Below are 18,783 nucleotides of genomic sequence, written 5' to 3' on the forward strand. Positions count from 1 at the left end.
ATGTCTACGCTTGATAGCGCAGTAAAAAATAGCCTCAATGGCCGTGTTCCTGTGATTATTTTTGTGATGGCTGTCTTGCTTGGCATTATGGCGTTACAACAGACCCCACGAGAGGAAGAACCACAAATTGTGGTTCCCATGCTTGATATATATGTCTCGGCTCCGAACGTTGAGGCGCCGGAAGTGGCACGGTTAGTCACCCAGCCTCTAGAAAAATTATTAGCACAACTACGTGGTGTCGAACATATTTACTCAACCACACACACGAATAGCACGGTTGTTACGCTACGCTTTGAAGTGGGGCATGACCGCGAGCAAGCTATTTTAGATACTTACGCAAAACTTTATAGCTATCAACACACTATGGCATCAGTTATTAGTGCATGGCAAGTTAGACCGATTGAAGTGAATGATGTGCCAATTGTGATGCTTGGCCTATTCAGTAAAGATCCAAAACTATACAGTGATTTTGAATTAACCCGCTTTGCGTATGAAATTGCAAACAGCCTTCAGCGTATTGAAAACACCAGTGAAGTAAAAGTTATTGCAGGGCGCACACGCACCTTAACGGTTAATTTAGATGCCAGCGCATTAGCGGCGCATCAAACAACGCTAGCAGATGTGTATTATGCCTTAAGCGTATCAAACCAGCTCACGCACGTTGGTAGTGTTGTCGATGCAGCGCAGCAAATAACGCTACAGGCCGGTGATGTACTTCGTTCAAAAGCCGCAATAGAGCAGTTAGTGGTCAATGTCATTAATGGCAAAACGGTTTATTTAAACGATGTGGCTCATGTCCTTGATGGACCCAGTGAGCCTGATAACTATCAGTGGTTAGCACAATCTAATGGCAAACAAGACCAGCCATTAGTGACCCTCAGTATTGCTAAAAAAGCAGGCACTAACGCTGTTGCGGTTGCCAACGACGTGCATCAAATGATGGCTGAGCTTAAAGCAGGCTTTTTACCTCCTGAAATAGACTACACCACGCTGCGGGATTACGGCCAAACGGCAGATGAAAAAGTGAATAACTTAACGTCAAGTCTGGTGTTCGCTGTTTTTACAGTGGTTATTTTTGTTGGGGTGTTTTTGGGTTGGCGCCCCGCGATAGTGGTGGGCCTTGCCGTACCGATTTGTTATGGCATTACCCTGAGTTTAGATTTTGCTTTTGGCTACACCATTAATAGGGTGACGCTTTTTGCATTGATTTTATCCCTTGGTCTGCTGGTGGATGACCCTATAACGGGCATCGACAACATCAGTCGTTTTTTACAAAAAAAAGGTAACAAAAAGCAGCAAATCGTAGCCGCAATGAGCGAAATACGCGGTGCATTGTTAATGTCTACCTTAACCATTATGGTGGCGTTTATACCTCTGGCGTATATCACTGGCATGATGGGGCCTTATATGGCGCCAATGGCATTCAATGTTCCGTTGAGTGTGGCGGTTTCGACTATTGTCGCGTTTTTTGTTACCCCATGGCTTGCTATGAAGCTATTAAAAGAAACGGGGACTGAACCTCACGCAGTCGTTACACAAAAGGTCGGTATTTATGAGCGGATATTAACCCCTCTTTTAGCATCAAAAAGTAGGGCCAAGTTGGTTTTGTGGATAACCTTAACCCTTTTTATCATTAGTGCTTTATTGCCAGTAATGCGCGCAGTCCCGCTGAAATTATTACCCTTTGATAATAAAAATGAAGTGCAAGTTCTGATTGATATGCCAGAAGGAACAAACTTAGAACATACAGCCCTTATTACCCGAAAAGTACAGGCTGTAACGTGGCAGCTAAACGAAGTAAGCGAAATAGCTGCATATGTTGGTCAGCCATCAAGCATGGACTTTAATGGTATGGTGCGCGGGTATTATCGCCGTGAAGCTCCACACCTGGCCGAGCTAAGAGTGCTGTTATTAGATAAAGTAGAGCGAGAGCAACAATCTCATGGCGTAGTAATGCGTTTGCGTAAACAACTTGCACCTCTCGCTGTTGATGGCATTGTAATTAAGGTCGTAGAAGTGCCACCAGGGCCGCCGGTTTTAAGCACCCTTGTCGCTGAAGTATACCGTGACGCATTTGTTGATACCGCGACTTTTCATCGAGCGGCACACAATGTTGCAGAACGTTTAAGGCAAGAGCCACACGTGGTGGAAGTGGATACCAGTATTGCTGCACCAGCTCCTTTACAGCGCTTTATTAGCGATAAAGCAAAAGCGGCGTTATCAGGCGTGTCAACCGACGACATTGCCAATACATTGTCTATAGCCTCAGTGGGTAAGCGTGTCGGAGTGATGTACGTCAGTGGTGAAACGCAACCAGTTGATATTAAAATGCAGCTGCCATATCAGCAGCGAAATCAGTTAGCAACGCTGCTCGCCATGCAAGTACGTGGTGATCGTGAATTGGCAAAAACCATGGATGAATATGGGCTGTCGAGTGCACCTCGTCCGCTGGTGTCCTTGTCAGAGCTCGGTGAATTCTCATCATTAAATGTGGCTAAGCCCATTATGCGCAAAGACCAACGCGATGTCGTTTATGTAATGGCTGAACTTAATGGCCGCACACCCGCAGAAATTATTGCCGATGTAAGCGCTGATTTAAATACAGGTAGCGAAGAGTTTATTCAAACAGACTGGCTAAGTAGGCACTTTTTCAATAACGGTGGCACCGCAGCTTGGCAACTACCAGATGGCACGCATGTGACGTTTAGTGGCGAAGGGGAGTGGCGAATCACGATTGATGTATTTCGTGATATGGGAATCGCGTTTGCATTTGCTTTAACCGCGATCTTTATTATTTTGCGCATTCAAACACAATCAGCAAGCTTATCGTTAATCATCATGTCGGCGATCCCTTTGACGGTGATTGGTATTATGCCTGGTTTCTGGCTGCTCAATCAGTTTGGTGAGCGCAGTATTGCTGGCGCACCAGAGCCAGTATTATTTACCGCAACAGCCATGATAGGCATGATCGCATTAGCGGGTATTGTAATACGTAACTCGCTTATTCTTGTAGAGTTTATCAATCAATCCAGAACACAAGGCATGGTAATTAAAGACGCTTTAATTGTCGCCGGAACAACACGTATGCGCCCAGTGCTGTTGACGGCAGGCACCACTTTACTTGGCAACTTAGTGATCACCCTCGACCCTGTTTTTAGTGGTCTAGCGATTGCGATAATCTTTGGTATTGTGGCATCGACCGTCTTTTCACTCTTCGTAGTACCGTTAGTTTATTTTTTAGTTTTCTCAAACACACAAGCAACTGAGGATGATGCTCATGCAAGGTAAATCAAAACTGTTTGGCTCAATCATCGCGTTGGTGGTGATTATTGGTTCAGTACTTTATATGGCTGGGAGCTTTTCAGATAAGCAGGCTGCTGGAAACAAAGCAATCCCCGCACCTGATTACACAGGCCAAGTTATTACGGTTAACACTACAGCCATTGCACGAAATGAGTTAGTGCCAGGCAGTGTGATTGCAAAACAAAATACACAAATTTCGTCACGAGTTATGGCGCAGATAGAGCGCTTAAATGTTCGAGCAGGTGATAGTGTAACCCGAGGTGATGTACTGATCCGTTTGGAACAAAATGACTTCAAAGCGCAATTGGCACAAAGTGATGCGCAAATAAAGGCGATTCAAGCGCAGCTAACACAAACTGAGAAACAGCTTAACCGCATCAGTGATTTATATTCACAAGGCTTAGTCTCGGTCAGTGATCTTGATGATGCAAAGGCTAAGTTTGATAATGCAACAGCCAACTTAGCGATTGCGCAGCAGCAACAAACGCAAGCCCAAGTTGCCCTTGAGTTTACTCGTATCAAAGCGCCAATTTCAGGTGTTGTTGTTGAGCGGTTAGTCGAGCCGGGCGATACAGCCACTCCGGGAAAACCCTTGCTTGCCTTGTATAACCCTCAGCAGCTGCAACTTGAATTTAATGTTCGTGAACGCCAAGCAATTAAGCTGCGATTAGGGCAAACACTGCAAGTGCATTTACCCGCATTAAATATAAGCACTGAGGCCATAGTGACTGAAATTGTGCCTGTGGCAGACAGCGCGGCGCGTAGTTTATTAATTCGTTTAGATATGAAGTCACACAATGGGTTAATGCCGGGGTTATACGCGCAGTTAAAATTACCGCTACATGCACAGCAAGGGGTGGTTGTTTCAACTGATTGGATACATGAATTTGGACAATTAAATATGGTTTATGTACTAAACAATAATGCTATAGAGCGTCGGTTTGTACGCTTAGGCGAGGTGCAGGGTTCAAACGTACACGTTGTCGCAGGGCTTAACCCTGGCGACAAGCTGGCAATTGACTATAAGCCAACAACGGTTAAATAAACGTGGCTATTTCATCAAGTGATTTTTTCACTAAGGCATGATTAGGTACGGTTGCCTCATCACTGGGGTAGCCTGCCACTAAAAGCATATAAGGACGCTCGTTGTCTTTATCACGGCCGCATATATCGGTTAAAAAGCTCATTGGTTTTGGTGTGTGAGTAAGTGTCGCAAGGCCTGCGCGGTGTAGCGCCTGAATTAAAAAGCCTGTAGCGAGCCCGACTGACTCATGCACATAATAATTGGTGTTTTTGTCATCGGTGCTTAAACCGCCTTTCTTTTGACTGAAAACAGCAATTAACCAAGGGGCATGTTCTAGGTAGGGTTTACTAGCATCAGTACCTAATGGTTTAAGGGCGTCCAGCCACTCTTCGCCAGCGCGACCTTCATAAAAAGAGCGTTCTAATTTTTCTGCGGCTTCTCTAATTTGTTTTTTCACGTCACTTGAATGAATCGCTACAAAATGCCACGGCTGATGATTCGCGCCACTTGGAGCGGTGCCCGCAGCTTTTAAGCAGGTTTCAATAATCTCTTTTGGTACGGGGCGGTCGCTAAAGCTGCGAATGCTGTGGCGGCGCTGGCTGGTTGTTAAAAACTCCTTTGCGCGTTCAAGCATAACTTCTTCAGGGTACTCATTAAAGTCAGTAAGGGGTTGATTATCATGTTTCTGCATGGCTTTTCGCTTCTTATTAAAAGTGGGTATTATTTTTATACCTAGTCACAGTATCAGGTGCAAGCGTTATCTGCTCTTATTGGTGCTATTTATATGTTCACTCAATGTTCATTTTTACTTAAATATAGTGAACCTTGCACTATGATTCCACAGAATCGAATTCACTCTCCTACATGTGAAACCCAGCCGCATTTATTGCGGCTTTTCTGTGGCTCTGATTTTATTAAGTTCTAGTATAACCATGCATTTGCAGTTAACTTCTTTCCATCTTTGAAAGTAACGTTATACGCTTACTTGCTAAATTTCCTATAAAGTCACCCGCTGTTTTTATACGCTTACCCTTTTACTACTTCATGAATAAGTGTTCTAAGGCTTCATTGCTTGTGTGCTTATCACCATTTCGAATAAATAAAGTAATGCTTTGTGCAATAAACTTGATGAAGGTGCTTAACCTCTTTATCGATTTCGCTTGCGTGACTAAATTGGCTAAATAACACGAGTGGTGAAATGCTAAGCCGATGTGGGTAATGCATATTTTTGAACATTGAACATTGAACAGTCTTAGTTTAGTTAACGTAGCGTCCACTTTAAGAGAATCATTGCCTGATAAAGCTCACTGTTAAAAAGTGTTGTCGGCTCTACGATTTGCCTACAAAGCTATAACAGTTTCTTACTATTTAATAGAAAACCAATGTATACAATTACAACTCTTAAATACATAAAAAGGACAAACCTGATGAAGGCGTTAATCACATGTTCAATAGTCGTTATGCTGAGTGCATGTTCTTCGGTGACGATTCAACCACAAAAAATTGCTAAATTAAGCGATAAACCAACATATCAAGATAGCCGCCCCTTTTTTATGTGGGGGCTCGTTGGCGAAGAGCGCGTGAATGTGAAAAAAGTATGCGGCGATCAAACTGTTGTGCAAATGCAGTCGCAACAAACAGTGATAGATGGGGCTTTAGGGTTGGTCACATTAGGAATTTATGCGCCTCACACAGTAAAAGTATGGTGTGATGAGCAACGAGTGGCAGGGGAGGTATTATGAAAAAATTAACGGTATTAGCAGCAAGTTTAGTGATACTCAGTGCGACTGGGTGTACCAATATTCATTTTGACAATGGCGAATACACAGCGTCAGAGACAGCAAATAAAACAAAACAGTGGCATCACAATTTTGGACTCGGGTTATACGAAGGTTCCGATGCGATTAATTTATCGCAAACGTGTGCGGATGGTCAGTGGCAGAGTGTTCACACGTATAAATCATTTGTGAATGGTTTAGCTGAAATGGCCGTTAATGAAGTCGGCCCTGTTTGGTACCCTAAAACTGTCGAAGTCGACTGCGCCAAGGTACCTTACAAGGTGCAATAATTACTCGTAACGCAGTGCATCAATAGGATTTAGCCTTGCTGCTTTTATAGCAGGGGCTAATCCAAATACTATCCCAATTAACGATGTAAACCCAAACGACAGCATAATCGCCCAACCAGGTATATACGCATCAGGCATGCTCGGCACAGAGAGTGAAATAAGCGCAGCGGCGCCATAGCCAATAGCAAGACCAATTAACCCGCCAAAGAGTGATAACACCACGGCTTCAACTAAAAACTGTAGCATGATAAAACCAGGAGTCGCCCCCAGTGCTTTCAGCGTGCCTATCACACGGGTGCGTTCGGTCACCGAGACCAGCATAATGTTCATAACACCGATGCCGCCTACTACTAGACTTATACCGACAATACCCGCGGTAATTGCGGTGGCGCTGCCGGTAAATTTATCCACGTTAGCGCGGGCTTTCTCAGCGGTTTCAAACTCAAAATCGTTTTCTTCACCGTCTTCTAGTTTATGCAGTTGACGCAAAATACGGGTAATTTTGGCAAGCACTAACTCTTCGTCACTGTTTTCTTTTAACCTAAACATAATTTGCACGTTGCTGTTACTGCTAGCCCCTTCAAGTGCGCTCATGGTACTGATAGGAATATTAATATAATCGTCTTGATCAAACCCCAGCAAACTGCCTTGTTTTTCAGCAACGCCAATAATTCGAAACCATTCACCGCCAAGCTTTATATATTCACCCACAGGGTTTTTAGGAAGGTTTAATTTTTCTATAATTGAAGGGCCGATAAACGCAACACGGCGGCGTTTTTCATCATCTTCAGCGCGAATAAAACGACCGAGTTCAGGGAATGTGCGATATGCTTTTTGGTAATCTTGTTCAGTGCCCATCACGCGTGATGAATGGCTTTTATTACCATACTCAGCGCCACCAGAAAAACGCCATGTAAACATTAAGGCGGTCAATGTTTCGGCTTCTTTTACTCGGGCTTTTAAGGTTAAAAAATCGCTGTAGGTGAGCTTTGCGTTTTGACCAACCATTTCTTTTTCAATACTGGTAAATGGTTTTATAGAAGTAACATCCGGTGCCATGTCAGCTAACTGGTCGTTGATTTGCTTGGTAAAACCTTGCATAACGGCAACCACAGTGATCACTGCCGCCACACCAATAATGATGCCTAAGCAGGTGAGCGCACTTCGCATGGCGTTGGCTTTTATAGCCACAAGCGCCGCTTTGGTGCCTTCCATAATGGCTATAGCAGATTTAAACATGCTGTTTATCTCCTTCACCTTTACGCACATCGCTGACGACTTTGCCATCCACTAAACGAATCACCCGCTGGCAATGATCGGCAATGTCTTGTTCGTGAGTTACTAAAATAATGGTGTGGCCTTCGTTATGCAGTTCATCAAACAACGCCATGATCTCAGTGGTGGTTTTACTGTCGAGATTACCAGTTGGTTCATCACCTAATAAAATGTGCGGTTTAGTCACTAGCGCTCGTGCAATGGCAACTCGCTGGCGTTGACCTCCCGACAACTGGCTGGATAGATGGTCAACTTTATCACCGAGTCCTACACGTTTGAGAGCCTCAAGCGCTTTTTGTTTACGTTGTTTAGCGGGTATAAAGCGATACACCAGCGGTTGCATCACATTTTCAAGCGCAGAGGCGCGAGGCAATAAATTAAAGCTCTGAAATATAAACCCCACGCTTTCATTACGCTGATGCGCTAGCTCCGTCTCAGTCATGCTTTTTACAAGTTTATCTTTTAAAAAGTAATCGCCACTGGTTGGCGTGTCTAAACAGCCGAGTAAATTCATTAAAGTAGATTTACCTGAGCCGGACGGACCAATGATCGCCACATATTCATTTTCATCAATAACAACGTTTACATCATCGAGTGCTTTAAATATTTGCTCACCCATTTTGTATTGTTTGTTGATATGTTCAAGCCTAATAACCGCCGACATTTTTACGCATCCTCAGCAATAGGCTGTTTTACTTTTACGGTATCGTTTTCTTTTAGCTTACTGACTGGACGAGCAGGGCCAATAACAACGCGCTCACCTTTTGTTAAACCTTTGGTTATGGCTTGCTCTATGTCGGATGAAATTCCCACTTCGACATACGCTTTGCTTACTGTGTTATCGTCGTTTAAACGCCATACAAAAAATTTATCATCTTCTTTTTGTACTGCTTCTATGGGGAGTTTTAAACCATCAACAGCAATACTCGTCGCAATTTCCGCACGGCAGCTCATGCCGGCGTAAAGTTGTCTGTCGGTATTATCAAGTAGTACTTTTACTCTAAATGATAAGCCCTGAGAGCCAGGCTGATTTTTAGCCGAAGTGCCGATGTTAATCACTTTGCCTGTGAAAGGTTGGTTCGGGTAGGCAGCGGCATAAATATCGGTATGTTGATCAAGTTTGATGCCTGCAATATCGGTTTCATCAACCCTGAGCTCTGCCAAAATAGCGCTTGGATCGGCAACCAGCATTAAGTCAGAGCCAATAATATTGGTGGTGCCCGCTATGACCGTTTCGCCTTCTTTAATATTAACCGAGGCTAATAAACCACTCATTGGGGCGCGAAAAACGCTTTTACTGAGCCTGTCTTCAGCAATCGACAGTGACGCTTTAGCTTGGTTATAGGCCTCACCGCGTGCTTCTATATCAATTTTGGCAAGGTCGCGGGCATTTTGTAGGTTTTCATACACTTCTTGTCCAGCAAGGCCAACATCATAGAGTTCTTTTTGGCGTTTTAACTGGCGCTCAATATTTTGTAGCCTTGTTTTACTGTGCTTAATTTCTATTTCACTGGCACGTAAAACCGCTTTATTACGATTGACTTCAGACTCAAATGCGGTGGTATCTAGGCGCATTAAAATATCGCCTTGCTTCACACTTTGACCTTCTTCTACAAACACTTTGTCAACGCGTCCAGTTACTTCAGAACGCAGTTGTACTTGCGTATTAAACACCAAGTTACCCGAGGCTAAAATAGAGTCGGCAATACTGCCTTGTTCAACCAGTGCGATATTAACTTCTGGTGCATCTTTATTGCCGGTGATTTGCTTTGACACAATTAATGCGACAAACGCAGCAATCGCAAGGATGATGATAATGGCTTTTTTCATTGTTATTTCCGTGTGTTTTGTGGGTAACGTTAATTACCCACGCACTTTTAAACGAGGGCTATCACAGTCCATATTCCGTAGATTACAACGCTTGGCAGAGCTGCAAACAGAAGTGCTTTATTGAAGCTAAAATTAGTCCAGCACTTTAAGCCAATAGCCGCTAAAGCAATGCCCCAAAGACTAAAAATACTTAAGCTTTCAGTCATGGTATAAAACGGGTGACCTAGCTCTAAGCCAAGTAGTAATTGATTTACTGAGGCGTAATTAAATAAATTGATTGAAAGTTCATTGGTGCTTGCCGTCAACACTAAGGCAATAACACCTAAGCTTGAAATAATCATCGGCATCATGGCCCAAAAACCAAAGCCATACCATGCACCATAGCTGTAATTTGCTTCAGGGTCTTGTTTTGACACTAATAAGTAATACCCAGAAATAAGTGCGTTAATAAAAATAATACCGAAAATCCCCCCACCAATAGCAAACCAAACTTGGTGATCAATCCCTTGTTCAATACTTTGACGAATCATCTTTTTTTCGCCAATGGTGGCATCAACCGTGGCCGCGGCGACTTGTTGTTCTAATAGAAATTGCGGATCAGCTTTGCTGTAAAACAAATAACTACTGGCAACAAGAGCCGTTATAATCAGTGCAAACGCAAGCCAAGACCAGCCTTTGGCTTCTTTTAGGCCATTGAAGGTTTTAGTCGGTGTGATAAAAATATCGACACACGCAGACAGGGCATTGGTTGATTTCATTATTATTATTCCTTGTAGGTACAAATCTTAAGGCTATTAATACCTTATTATGTAGGTAGAATAAAGCATAATCAGTATCTGCACACGACAATAATGTAACAACCTATTAACGTGCGGGTTTTAATTGAATAATAAATGGAATGAGGCAGAAATAATGATCAGCACTGAGCGAAAAATAGATGAATTAGTTCTGGGGTTTTGGCGATTACTTGATTGGCAAATTTCACCGCAGCAATGCTTAACTTTTCTCGAGCAAGCGATTGAAGCGGGTATAACAGAGACTGATCACGCCGATATTTACGGACAATATGGTTGCGAGGCAGAGTTTGGTAAAGCCTTGGCATTAAAGCCAAGTATTCGTGATGACATTAAAATAATTACTAAGTGTGGTATTAAACCTGCTTTTCCTGGTTTAGGTCTTGAGGGGAAAGCCAATCACTATGACTCAAGTGCACAACATATTATTGCTTCTGCGCAGCAATCACTTAAGCACTTTAATACAGACCGATTAGATGTATTGCTAATCCATCGTCCTGATTATTTAATGCATGCCGATGAAATGGCACACGCCTTTAATACCTTAAAGCAAAATGGTGATGTGTTGGAATTTGGCGTGTCTAACTTTACCCCTTCACAATTGAGCTTGTTGCAGTCACGCCTAGACTTTGACTTAGTGACTAACCAGATTGAATGCTCACCCTATGAATTGAAAGCCCTTGATGATGGCACTTTAGATCAATGCCAGCTGCTTGATATTAAACCCATGTTTTGGTCGCCGCTTGCTGGCGGGCGTTTGTTTTCAGACAGCGATGAAAAAGCAATACGTTTACGCCATGTGCTTGAGCAAGTTGCGAGTGAAATTGGCGCAAGTTCGATTGATCAAGTGGTTTACGCATGGTTACTAATGCACCCAAGCGCGCCATCGGTAGTGCTCGGTACAGGCAACATTAAACGTATTGAATCGGCAGTAGCCGCCAAGCAGTTAAAACTAACCCGCGAGCAGTGGTACCGAATTTGGCAGGGCTCTACAGGGCACAGCGTGCCGTAATAATATCTGCTCATATAGCTTTACAAGTTTGAGTTAATCTTACACCGCTATATGAGCGATAAAAGCACCGTTACTTATTATCGTAATTTATGCAGTCAGTTTGGCTCATTTAGTTTTATTAAATATGATAGTTACCACCCCTCAGTTACGAGTGTTAGAATCCATAACGCTGAATCATAATTAACTAATTGTTTACAAAAATGCATTTAATGGATAATGTTAATATGTTGTCATATATAGATATTTATCGGTTGATAGAACTGTATATGTCGTAGACGAAAAATTTATGTACTCATTTAAATTAAACATATAGGGATATTTTATGAAAACACTCTTACTTATTTTCTTTTCAATCTTGGTTTTAGGTTGTACTTCAACCCCTGAAGTGGCTTTGAACCAAAAGCCAGTAGAGGTAACCAATGACAATGTTGGTAAATACTGGGTACTAAAAAATAAAAAATTTAGTGTTAATTTACCTCTAAGACGAGCACCAGAAAAACTTGAAGAAGGGCATGTTACTTTACGTTTTCTCATAGACTCCAATGGCAACACATTTGACCCTGAAATCATCGAATCAGTACCTGAAGGTCTATGGGATAATGCCGGGGTTGAAGCGATGTCAAAACAAGATTTTATTCCTGCTGAATCCAATACTCAAAACATTCCTGTGTATTTCACTCAGACGATATTTTTTAAGTAAAGCACGTAGAGGGCCCTCATTGGCTTGGCGTTGCTATATATTATTGTCTCTTAGTGATGAATTTAAGGTGAAAACTACCTGCGGCACAGCCTTTGGTGCTAGAAACAGTGCTGTTGTCTGATGGCGCTATTAACTGACACAAGGTGTTGTTATCAGTCGCCAAAATGAGATAGGGCAGGTTGTTATGTGGATATTCCAACAATGGAGTGTATATGAAAATTTCTTTATTAATCCCTGTTTTCTTAGCCTTTGCCAGTACAGGTGCAGTAGCTAAAAATAAAACTACTTATGCAGACATACAGGTTACAAATGTAGACCCTACCAGTGACTTTATTTGGCAGCGTGCAAATCAAAATACGCCTAAATATCCAGTTGAGCTTGCTCGCTCTGGAATAAGAGGCTGCGCTGTTTTGGTCTTTGATATCACTGATTCGGGAAAAACTGAGAATGTTGAGGTTATTAGTACATTGCCTAATAAGCACATAGGTAAATATTCTCGCAAAATGTTGAAAAAATGGGAGTGGGTACCTGCAGCAACAGTGACGGCTCCAGAAAAGAGAATCTTAAGGTTAGATTTTTGTATGGGTGGTGAATCTATTGAGCAGGCTGAACAGGCTTGTAAACAACAAGCAAAATTAGCATGTAACTAATTAAAGGTAGATGGCGCCTATTTTCTGGGGCAAAAATAAAAACTAACAGTTGGCTTGCCTATTGCGCAGATTAACGAGGCAACGGTTAGTTTTTGCTTAGTTTAGCAAATACCGCCAAAAAATAGTGTGCATTATGACAACATGTAAAAAATGCAAAAGCAAAATCGTACCTAAATTAGTCGGTTCAGGTAAATCTGCCGCTTATTTTTGCCCGTTTTGTGGCGCTTCTCAAAGCCGGTTTGGGCTGAAAGAGTACTATCTTATATTTATAGCTCTACTGTTGTTGTGGTTTGCCGCTTTTTTAAATCATCATATCGGTGCTGGAAATGTTATATGGTCACCGTTAATGCAAAACTCGTTATTGCTGGTATTGGCTTCTATTGCAGGTTTGATTTTTACTTTCTATCAAGTTTTGAAAAAACACAAAGGACATTGGAAGCTTTTTAATTTCTTGGCTTTTATAGGACTGGTTTTGTCTATAGCGCTGTCAGCATCCCAAGTTTGGGGGTTATAAAAAGAGGGAGTCAGTTAATCGCGACTTTCTTTTAACTTGTGCCTATTTTATGTAGCATAATCGAGTCTAATTTTTAAAGGAGTTTCGCCATGTTGCGAACAGTGTTATCTGTAAGCTTGGGATTAGCGGTCAGTATGGGCGCATATGCCAGCGATGTAATGACCCCAGAAAAGCTTTGGCAAGTAAAGCGCGTCAGTGCGTTGGGTTTAAATCAAGACAAAACCCATGTGATTTATAAAGTAACCACGCCAAGTGTTGAAAGCAACGACTTCAATAGCAAAGTTTACCAAGTGCCACTTAAAGGCGGTGAATCTCAGTTATTAGAAGCCTACCAAGGCCTTTTGATTGATCGCAGTATATCCCCTGATGGCAGTAAAAAACTGTTTCATGAAAAAGTGAAACTAGAAAACGTATTAGCATCCGATAGATATAAAGAACTTGGTCAGGCAAATGCGTATGTGTTTGATGACTTAAACTATCGCCACTGGGATACATGGAAAGACGGCAGTTTTAAGCATGTATTTTATCAAGATTTAAAAAGCGAAGAAAAAGTCGACATCATGAAGGGTATGGCGTTCGACAGCCCAACGTCACCATTTGGTGGGGCTGCTGATTATACCTGGGGTCCAAAAGGTGAAAATATTTACTATGTGAGCAAAAAGTTCACAGGCACTGAGTATGTAAAAAGCACCAATACCGATATTTATCGTTATAACCTGGCGAGCAAAAAGACCACAAACATCACACAAAGTAATTTAGGTTATGATAAATATCCCGCGTTCTCGCCAAAGGGTCATTTAGCGTGGTTGCAAATGGATGAGCCAGGCAATGAAGCGGATAAGAACGATATCATTGTTAAAGTTAAAAACCGTGAATTTAACTTAACAGCGCACTGGGATGGCACAGTAAACAGCTTTAAATGGAGCAATGACGGTAAGCATATTTATTTTGTGGCGCCAACTGATGGCACAATTCAGCTATTTCAAGTCTCTGTAAATACGAAAACCAAAGCCAAGCCTAAAATAAAACAGCTGACTAATGGCCAGTTTGATGTAAACAGCATTGTTGCGGTATTAGATAATCAATTAGTGGTTACGCGTAACAGCATGAATGCCGCAAGAGAAATTTACCGACTTGATTTAAAGAGCAAAAAACTGGTTGCATTGACCAAAGAGAACAACGCGTTTTATGCCAGCCTTGATTTGCCGAATGTTGAAAAACGTATGGTAAAAACTAAAGACGGTCAAGACATGCTCACATGGGTTATTTACCCGCCTAATTTCGATAAAAGCAAAAAATACCCAACCTTATTGTATTTACAAGGCGGTCCTCAGTCTGCACTTTCGCAGTTTTACTCTTTTCGTTGGAACTTCCAAGTAATGGCCTCGCAAGGCTATATTGTGGTGGCACCTAACCGCCGTGGTATGCCAGGTCATGGTGTTAAATGGAATGAAGACATAAGCCAAGATTGGGGTGGTAAGGTAATGCAAGATTACCTTAATGCTATTGATGATGTGGCAAAAGAATCCTATGTTGATACCTCACGTATTGGTGCAATTGGCGCAAGTTATGGCGGTTACTCTGCATTTTATTTAGCAGGTAATCACGATGGCCGCTTTAAAACCTTTATTGCCCACTGTGGAATTTTTGATTTACGTAGCATGTACGGCACAACTGAAGAGTTATTTTTTGTAAATAACGAATTAGGTGGCGCTTACTGGGAAGAAAATGCCGCGACTAAAAAGTCATATGGCCAATTTAACCCAATAAGCTATGTAGATAAGTGGGATGCCCCGATGTTTGTGATTCACGGTGGTAAAGATTACCGTGTACCGCTAGAGCAAGGCATTGCCGCTTTTCAGGCTGCAAAATTACGTGGTTTGCAGAGCCGCTTTTTATACTTCCCTGAAGAAAACCACTGGGTGCTGACACCGCAAAACGGGATTGTATGGCAACGTGAATTCTTTAAGTGGTTAGATGAGACCCTTTAACTAAACAGTGATAAATAAAGCCAGTACGTGAAAATTTGCGCACTGGCTTTTTTTACTTAAGCCTACTCGTTAAGGCAAACACCAGTCACAGTGAATACTACTAAGGAGTATCTATGTTCGCAGTCATATTTAGGGCAAAACCGGGAATTCAAGATGATGAATACGGTAAAACAGTCACAAAAATGAGAGAGCTTGCATTTGAAAAGTACGGCTGTTTGGATTTTGTTGCTGTGACAGAGGGCGATCAAGAAATTGCAATTTCGTACTGGGAAAGTGAAGAAGCAATCAAAAATTGGAAGCGTGATCCAGAGCACGCGCTAGCCCAAGGCGTTGGCCGTTCTAAGTGGTATGAGTCATACAGTGTGCAAGTGGTAGAAATAAAACGTGAGTACACGTTTAACGCATAACGTACGTTTTCTCTCCATTAACTAAATTAAGTGAAAGGAATGTCAGGTCTTTTTTGTAGCTTTTGCTTTAAAAAGACCTAACCATCAACGGCTAAAAGTGCGCTTAATCGACAAGCAGTAATTCGGTTTGTCGACCATTTAAATACCACACGCCGGTTTTATCGAAAATGGCGTCTTCTTCTAGCATAATTCTAATTTCTTTATGCCACGGTTTGATAAACACCGCATTGTTAAGTTCAATTGAATAAGCGGTGTTTAAATGCAGTGGATAATCACCATCCCCCGGCACGCCTTGTTGTGAATCCCACATACCTAATGTAGTGCCAGCTGCGTGGCCATGATAGCCAAGCGGATGCGTATAAATATTAGGTTTTAAGCCCTTTGCAATGGCTTTTTCGCGGGCGGCTTTTAATACTTGGTTACCTGTTCTCCCTTCGCTAAATTCAGCGGTAAAAATATCTTGTAGTTTATTGCCTTTTTTTAACGCATCGACAAGGTAGTCGGGGGCTTGTGTTTCGTTAGGTTTTAACACATAGGCATGTTGTTGTGTGTCGGTGTTTAAGCGCAAATACGTAATACCAAAATCGACATGCAGTAAATCACCTGCTTGAATCACATTATCGGCATAGCCATTGGTAAAGCTGTCTTCGTGATCGAATGATTTACTGTCGGCGCGTTGTATTGCAATACTGGGGTGAAACCATGTTTGTAGTTTAAGGTCTTTTACGCGTTCTCTAAACCACCAGACTAAATCGTCGCTGGTTGTTTTGCCTACCGTAATAACTTTGTTGGAAAAGCCTTCAGCAATAATCGCATGCGCAATCGCGACTATGTGTTTGTACATTTCTACTTCTTGAGGAATACGCTGCTCTAACCAAGCAACAGCCAGCGGCTCGGCTGATATTATTTTATTTTTATAAGCACTTGGTAAGTTGGCCATTAAGGTATTGTAATCACCAAGCACTAAACCATCCGCATGGCCCCAATCGGTAGAGGTATTTAGTGCGATGTTACTTGGCTTGTAGCGTTCAATGATGTCATTAAGTGCTTGCCATTGGTTTGGCTGCGTTTTTTTATCCCAGCCCTTTGTAAATACATTACCTATTTTATAAGGGGCGATAGCGTAGGCATCAACACCGCCTTGCTTATTTCGGGCAAACAGCAAAATAGTAGTGCGCCTTGCCGATAACCACGTTGCAGGCAGCATGGTTTTTAGTATCGGGTCTTCGTTGTATTCACGGCTAATAAGCAGCCACATATCAATGTTGTGTTGCTTCATTAGGCTGGGCATTAACGTGTTAACCCTGAGCTCGGTAATGTTATCGATAAACGCAGCGCGTTCTTTCATTGATAAAATAGTCGGCACGTTATTCCCCTTAGCTAAAGGGCTTAACACAAATGTGGTAAGTAAGCTTACGCAAAGTATGAGTTGTTTAGTAAGGCGCATAATTGTTTTATTTTTAGGCTAGTTAATTTATAACATGCCTGAAGAGCTGCGATAAACAAACAATTTGAGATAAATCACGGGCAAGTGAGATAAGGGAGGAGTGTTTCTTTTATATCTTTATCTTCTTGAGTTCTATAAAGCAGATCTAAAAGCAATGAGCATCAAAATGAGTGCTCATTGACAGTGCCGCTTATTGCGCCGCAGCGAGTGCGCGGGCTCTAATATCAGCGGCAAAAGTTAAGCCTTTTTTAAAGCTTGCCTCAGCAGCATTGATTTCACTTGGTTCACCATTAGCAGCTAATACAGCATGGCTAAGTGCATTATATAAGTGAGTGATTTGCGCTTGATACGCCGATTCAATAGCCTGTTCAACAGTCGTCATTATTGTTCCTTATAATTAATTTGAATTTTCATTTTAAGGTACAGTTATGAGGCATGCACGAAAAACTTTAACGCAGAACGTTTTATGTGGCTGAAGCCATCTCCTACGGGGATTTGTACTTACGGCTTTATATCTTGTAGGTCTGGCTTTAGCCTGATAATGTGACGGGGTGAACCCCGATCTACAAAAGAACATGAATATCAAACCTCGGTGCGCTCGGTGGTGAAATTGCCTTTTTAAATAGAATTCAGTGTAGGCTTTTTCGTGGCTGAAGCCATCTCCTACGGGTATATTTGGACTTACGGTTTTATGTCTTGTAGGTCTGGCTTTAGCCTGAGAAATGTGACGGGGTAAACCCCGACCTACAAAAACAATCTCTGTGCAGCGCGAAGCGTCTCGGTGATCTCTGTGGTGAAATTTGTTTTTTTAATAGAGTTCGGTGTAGGATTTTTCGTGGCTAAAGCCATCTCCTACGGGTTGGGTTTTGAGGCGCTTATAACTTACCGCTTAAAGCCCTACCGCTTATGGCTTAAACATGCTGGGTTTCGCTTCGCTCTACCCAGCCTACTATGATTTAACGCCGAGCGGCTCATAAACTTACGACTGAAAGCTTTTACTCTTCTATCACACTCACAATAAAATACGGATTTAAATATTCATCTTTGCTGTTGTAAAGCAAAGGGCTGCCGTCGAGTTTTGTGACTTTTGCGCCAGCTATTTCGGCAATGGCGTGGCCTGCACCTGTGTCCCATTCGCAGGTTGGGCCTAGGCGTGGGTATATATCAGCGCTGCCTTCGGCAACTAAGCACAATTTTAGTGAACTGCCTTTTGATACCATTTCAACGTCGTCAAAGCGTTTTACAAACTCAGCTAAATCAGGAGAAGGGTGAGAGCGGCTACCAACTACGCGAATTAACCCTTTATTAGGTTTAGTCGTCACTTTAAGCTCTATGCGTTCATCGCCTTTATCTTTAAATGCACCGATGGCCTCTGCGGCGAGGTAAGAAACGCCAAGAGCAGGGGCGTCTACCACGGCTAGCGTGGGTTTACCGTTTTCGATAAGTGCGATGTTTACTGTGAACTCACCGTTCTTTTTAATAAACTCTTTAGTGCCGTCTATTGGGTCAACTAACCAGTAGCGAGTCCAAGTTTGGCGGACATCCCAGCTGATATCAGCACTTTCTTCACTAAGTACTGGCACGTCAGGGGTTAAGTGTTTTAGGCCGTTGGCAATCACTTTATGAGCTGCTAGATCGGCGTCGGTTACTGGGCTTTCGTCGGCCTTGTACTCAACGTTAAAGTCTTTTTCATAAATCCCCATAATAGCATTACCGGCTTGGCGGGCGAGGATCAATACTTCTTCTAGCAGTTCCGTTTGGTTCATGA

At 42.4% G+C, this 18,783-nt stretch carries 18 protein-coding genes; 10 read left to right on the forward strand and 8 right to left on the reverse strand.

Annotated elements, in window-relative coordinates; translation table 11 throughout:
• On the forward strand, window positions 1-3,288 hold the full coding sequence (locus tag CSC79_RS09615) for an efflux RND transporter permease subunit (protein WP_099295635.1): 3,288 nt from the start codon (window positions 1-3) through the stop codon (window positions 3,286-3,288).
• Window positions 3,278-4,348: an efflux RND transporter periplasmic adaptor subunit gene (locus CSC79_RS09620; protein ID WP_099295599.1), complete on the forward strand. Its 1,071-nt coding sequence runs from the start codon at window positions 3,278-3,280 to the stop codon at window positions 4,346-4,348. The genes CSC79_RS09615 and CSC79_RS09620 overlap by 11 nt, the downstream gene beginning before the upstream one ends.
• Here the strand turns inward: CSC79_RS09620 and CSC79_RS09625 are convergent.
• Window positions 4,341-5,018, reverse strand: coding sequence for a nitroreductase family protein (locus CSC79_RS09625; protein WP_099295600.1), 678 nt, complete (start codon window positions 5,016-5,018; stop codon window positions 4,341-4,343). The genes CSC79_RS09620 and CSC79_RS09625 overlap by 8 nt on opposite strands.
• Window positions 5,019-5,754: 736 nt before the next feature.
• On the opposite strand from CSC79_RS09625, the gene CSC79_RS09630 reads away from it, so the two are divergent.
• Both CSC79_RS09630 and CSC79_RS09635 read left to right on the forward strand, forming a co-directional pair.
• The gene (locus CSC79_RS09630) at window positions 5,755-6,069 is read left to right on the forward strand and encodes a Bor family protein (RefSeq protein WP_099295601.1); all 315 of its coding nucleotides are present in this window, start codon (window positions 5,755-5,757) and stop codon (window positions 6,067-6,069) included.
• Window positions 6,066-6,395: a hypothetical protein gene (locus CSC79_RS09635; protein WP_099295602.1), complete on the forward strand. Its 330-nt coding sequence runs from the start codon at window positions 6,066-6,068 to the stop codon at window positions 6,393-6,395. Before CSC79_RS09630 ends, CSC79_RS09635 begins: the two co-directional genes overlap by 4 nt.
• On the opposite strand, the gene CSC79_RS09640 is transcribed toward CSC79_RS09635, so the two are convergent.
• From CSC79_RS09640 to CSC79_RS09655, 4 genes are read right to left on the reverse strand one after another with little or no spacing between them, the layout of a single operon-like run.
• Complete coding sequence (locus tag CSC79_RS09640; RefSeq protein ID WP_099295603.1) at window positions 6,396-7,634, reverse strand: ABC transporter permease; 1,239 nt, start codon at window positions 7,632-7,634, stop codon at window positions 6,396-6,398.
• A complete protein-coding gene (locus CSC79_RS09645; RefSeq protein ID WP_058561371.1) occupies window positions 7,627-8,334 on the reverse strand; it encodes an ABC transporter ATP-binding protein in 708 nt (235 codons plus the stop codon). Before CSC79_RS09645 ends, CSC79_RS09640 begins: the two co-directional genes overlap by 8 nt.
• A 2-nt stretch (window positions 8,335-8,336) precedes the next feature.
• Complete coding sequence (locus CSC79_RS09650; protein ID WP_099295604.1) at window positions 8,337-9,500, reverse strand: efflux RND transporter periplasmic adaptor subunit; 1,164 nt, start codon at window positions 9,498-9,500, stop codon at window positions 8,337-8,339.
• Window positions 9,501-9,547: 47 nt separating this feature from the next.
• Entirely contained in the window at window positions 9,548-10,258 is a 711-nt protein-coding gene (locus CSC79_RS09655) for a YIP1 family protein (protein ID WP_099295605.1), read from the reverse strand.
• Between the two features lie 154 nt (window positions 10,259-10,412).
• Here CSC79_RS09655 and CSC79_RS09660 point away from each other — a divergent pair, with 154 nt between their 5' ends.
• From CSC79_RS09660 to CSC79_RS09685, 6 genes are all read left to right on the forward strand, one after another.
• Entirely contained in the window at window positions 10,413-11,306 is an 894-nt protein-coding gene (locus CSC79_RS09660; protein WP_099295606.1) for an aldo/keto reductase, read from the forward strand.
• A gap of 322 nt (window positions 11,307-11,628) precedes the next feature.
• Window positions 11,629-12,006: an energy transducer TonB gene (locus CSC79_RS09665; RefSeq protein WP_099295607.1), complete on the forward strand. Its 378-nt coding sequence runs from the start codon at window positions 11,629-11,631 to the stop codon at window positions 12,004-12,006.
• A 212-nt stretch (window positions 12,007-12,218) separates the two neighbouring features.
• Window positions 12,219-12,656 carry an energy transducer TonB gene (locus tag CSC79_RS09670; RefSeq protein WP_099295608.1) on the forward strand — a complete coding sequence of 146 codons (438 nt, stop codon included), beginning with the start codon at window positions 12,219-12,221 and terminating at the stop codon, window positions 12,654-12,656.
• A 133-nt stretch (window positions 12,657-12,789) separates the two neighbouring features.
• The gene (locus tag CSC79_RS09675) at window positions 12,790-13,170 is read left to right on the forward strand and encodes a hypothetical protein (protein WP_099295609.1); all 381 of its coding nucleotides are present in this window, start codon (window positions 12,790-12,792) and stop codon (window positions 13,168-13,170) included.
• 89 nt (window positions 13,171-13,259) lie between these two features.
• Window positions 13,260-15,161, forward strand: coding sequence for a S9 family peptidase (locus CSC79_RS09680; protein WP_099295610.1), 1,902 nt, complete (start codon window positions 13,260-13,262; stop codon window positions 15,159-15,161).
• A gap of 113 nt (window positions 15,162-15,274) precedes the next feature.
• Window positions 15,275-15,568 (forward strand): antibiotic biosynthesis monooxygenase, encoded by a 294-nt coding sequence (locus CSC79_RS09685; RefSeq protein WP_099295611.1) that lies wholly within the window; start codon window positions 15,275-15,277, stop codon window positions 15,566-15,568.
• A 103-nt stretch (window positions 15,569-15,671) separates the two neighbouring features.
• On the opposite strand, the gene CSC79_RS09690 is transcribed toward CSC79_RS09685, so the two are convergent.
• The 3 genes from CSC79_RS09690 to cysQ form a co-directional block, all read right to left on the reverse strand.
• Window positions 15,672-17,015, reverse strand: a complete 1,344-nt coding sequence (locus CSC79_RS09690) for a M24 family metallopeptidase (RefSeq protein WP_099295612.1) — start codon at window positions 17,013-17,015, stop codon at window positions 15,672-15,674.
• Window positions 17,016-17,205: 190 nt separating this feature from the next.
• Window positions 17,206-17,397: a hypothetical protein gene (locus tag CSC79_RS09695; protein ID WP_099295613.1), complete on the reverse strand. Its 192-nt coding sequence runs from the start codon at window positions 17,395-17,397 to the stop codon at window positions 17,206-17,208.
• Window positions 17,398-18,010: 613 nt separating this feature from the next.
• Window positions 18,011-18,781, reverse strand: coding sequence for a 3'(2'),5'-bisphosphate nucleotidase CysQ (gene cysQ / locus CSC79_RS09700; protein ID WP_099295614.1), 771 nt, complete (start codon window positions 18,779-18,781; stop codon window positions 18,011-18,013).
• Window positions 18,782-18,783: the final 2 nt, after the last annotated feature.

This window comes from Pseudoalteromonas sp. 3D05 (assembly GCF_002723455.1).
In the GTDB taxonomy this organism is placed as follows: Bacteria; Pseudomonadota; Gammaproteobacteria; order Enterobacterales; family Alteromonadaceae; genus Pseudoalteromonas.

Coding starts and splice junctions, on each gene's coding strand:
- CSC79_RS09615 (WP_099295635.1), top strand. CDS start 1: ATGTCTACGCTTGATAGCGCAGTAAAAAATAGCCTCAATGGCCGTGTT.
- CSC79_RS09620 (WP_099295599.1), top strand. CDS start 3,278: ATGCAAGGTAAATCAAAACTGTTTGGCTCAATCATCGCGTTGGTGGTG.
- CSC79_RS09625 (WP_099295600.1), bottom strand. CDS start 5,018: ATGCAGAAACATGATAATCAACCCCTTACTGACTTTAATGAGTACCCT.
- CSC79_RS09630 (WP_099295601.1), top strand. CDS start 5,755: ATGAAGGCGTTAATCACATGTTCAATAGTCGTTATGCTGAGTGCATGT.
- CSC79_RS09635 (WP_099295602.1), top strand. CDS start 6,066: ATGAAAAAATTAACGGTATTAGCAGCAAGTTTAGTGATACTCAGTGCG.
- CSC79_RS09640 (WP_099295603.1), bottom strand. CDS start 7,634: ATGTTTAAATCTGCTATAGCCATTATGGAAGGCACCAAAGCGGCGCTT.
- CSC79_RS09645 (WP_058561371.1), bottom strand. CDS start 8,334: ATGTCGGCGGTTATTAGGCTTGAACATATCAACAAACAATACAAAATG.
- CSC79_RS09650 (WP_099295604.1), bottom strand. CDS start 9,500: ATGAAAAAAGCCATTATCATCATCCTTGCGATTGCTGCGTTTGTCGCA.
- CSC79_RS09655 (WP_099295605.1), bottom strand. CDS start 10,258: ATGAAATCAACCAATGCCCTGTCTGCGTGTGTCGATATTTTTATCACA.
- CSC79_RS09660 (WP_099295606.1), top strand. CDS start 10,413: ATGATCAGCACTGAGCGAAAAATAGATGAATTAGTTCTGGGGTTTTGG.
- CSC79_RS09665 (WP_099295607.1), top strand. CDS start 11,629: ATGAAAACACTCTTACTTATTTTCTTTTCAATCTTGGTTTTAGGTTGT.
- CSC79_RS09670 (WP_099295608.1), top strand. CDS start 12,219: ATGAAAATTTCTTTATTAATCCCTGTTTTCTTAGCCTTTGCCAGTACA.
- CSC79_RS09675 (WP_099295609.1), top strand. CDS start 12,790: ATGACAACATGTAAAAAATGCAAAAGCAAAATCGTACCTAAATTAGTC.
- CSC79_RS09680 (WP_099295610.1), top strand. CDS start 13,260: ATGTTGCGAACAGTGTTATCTGTAAGCTTGGGATTAGCGGTCAGTATG.
- CSC79_RS09685 (WP_099295611.1), top strand. CDS start 15,275: ATGTTCGCAGTCATATTTAGGGCAAAACCGGGAATTCAAGATGATGAA.
- CSC79_RS09690 (WP_099295612.1), bottom strand. CDS start 17,015: ATGCGCCTTACTAAACAACTCATACTTTGCGTAAGCTTACTTACCACA.
- CSC79_RS09695 (WP_099295613.1), bottom strand. CDS start 17,397: ATGACGACTGTTGAACAGGCTATTGAATCGGCGTATCAAGCGCAAATC.
- cysQ (WP_099295614.1), bottom strand. CDS start 18,781: ATGAACCAAACGGAACTGCTAGAAGAAGTATTGATCCTCGCCCGCCAA.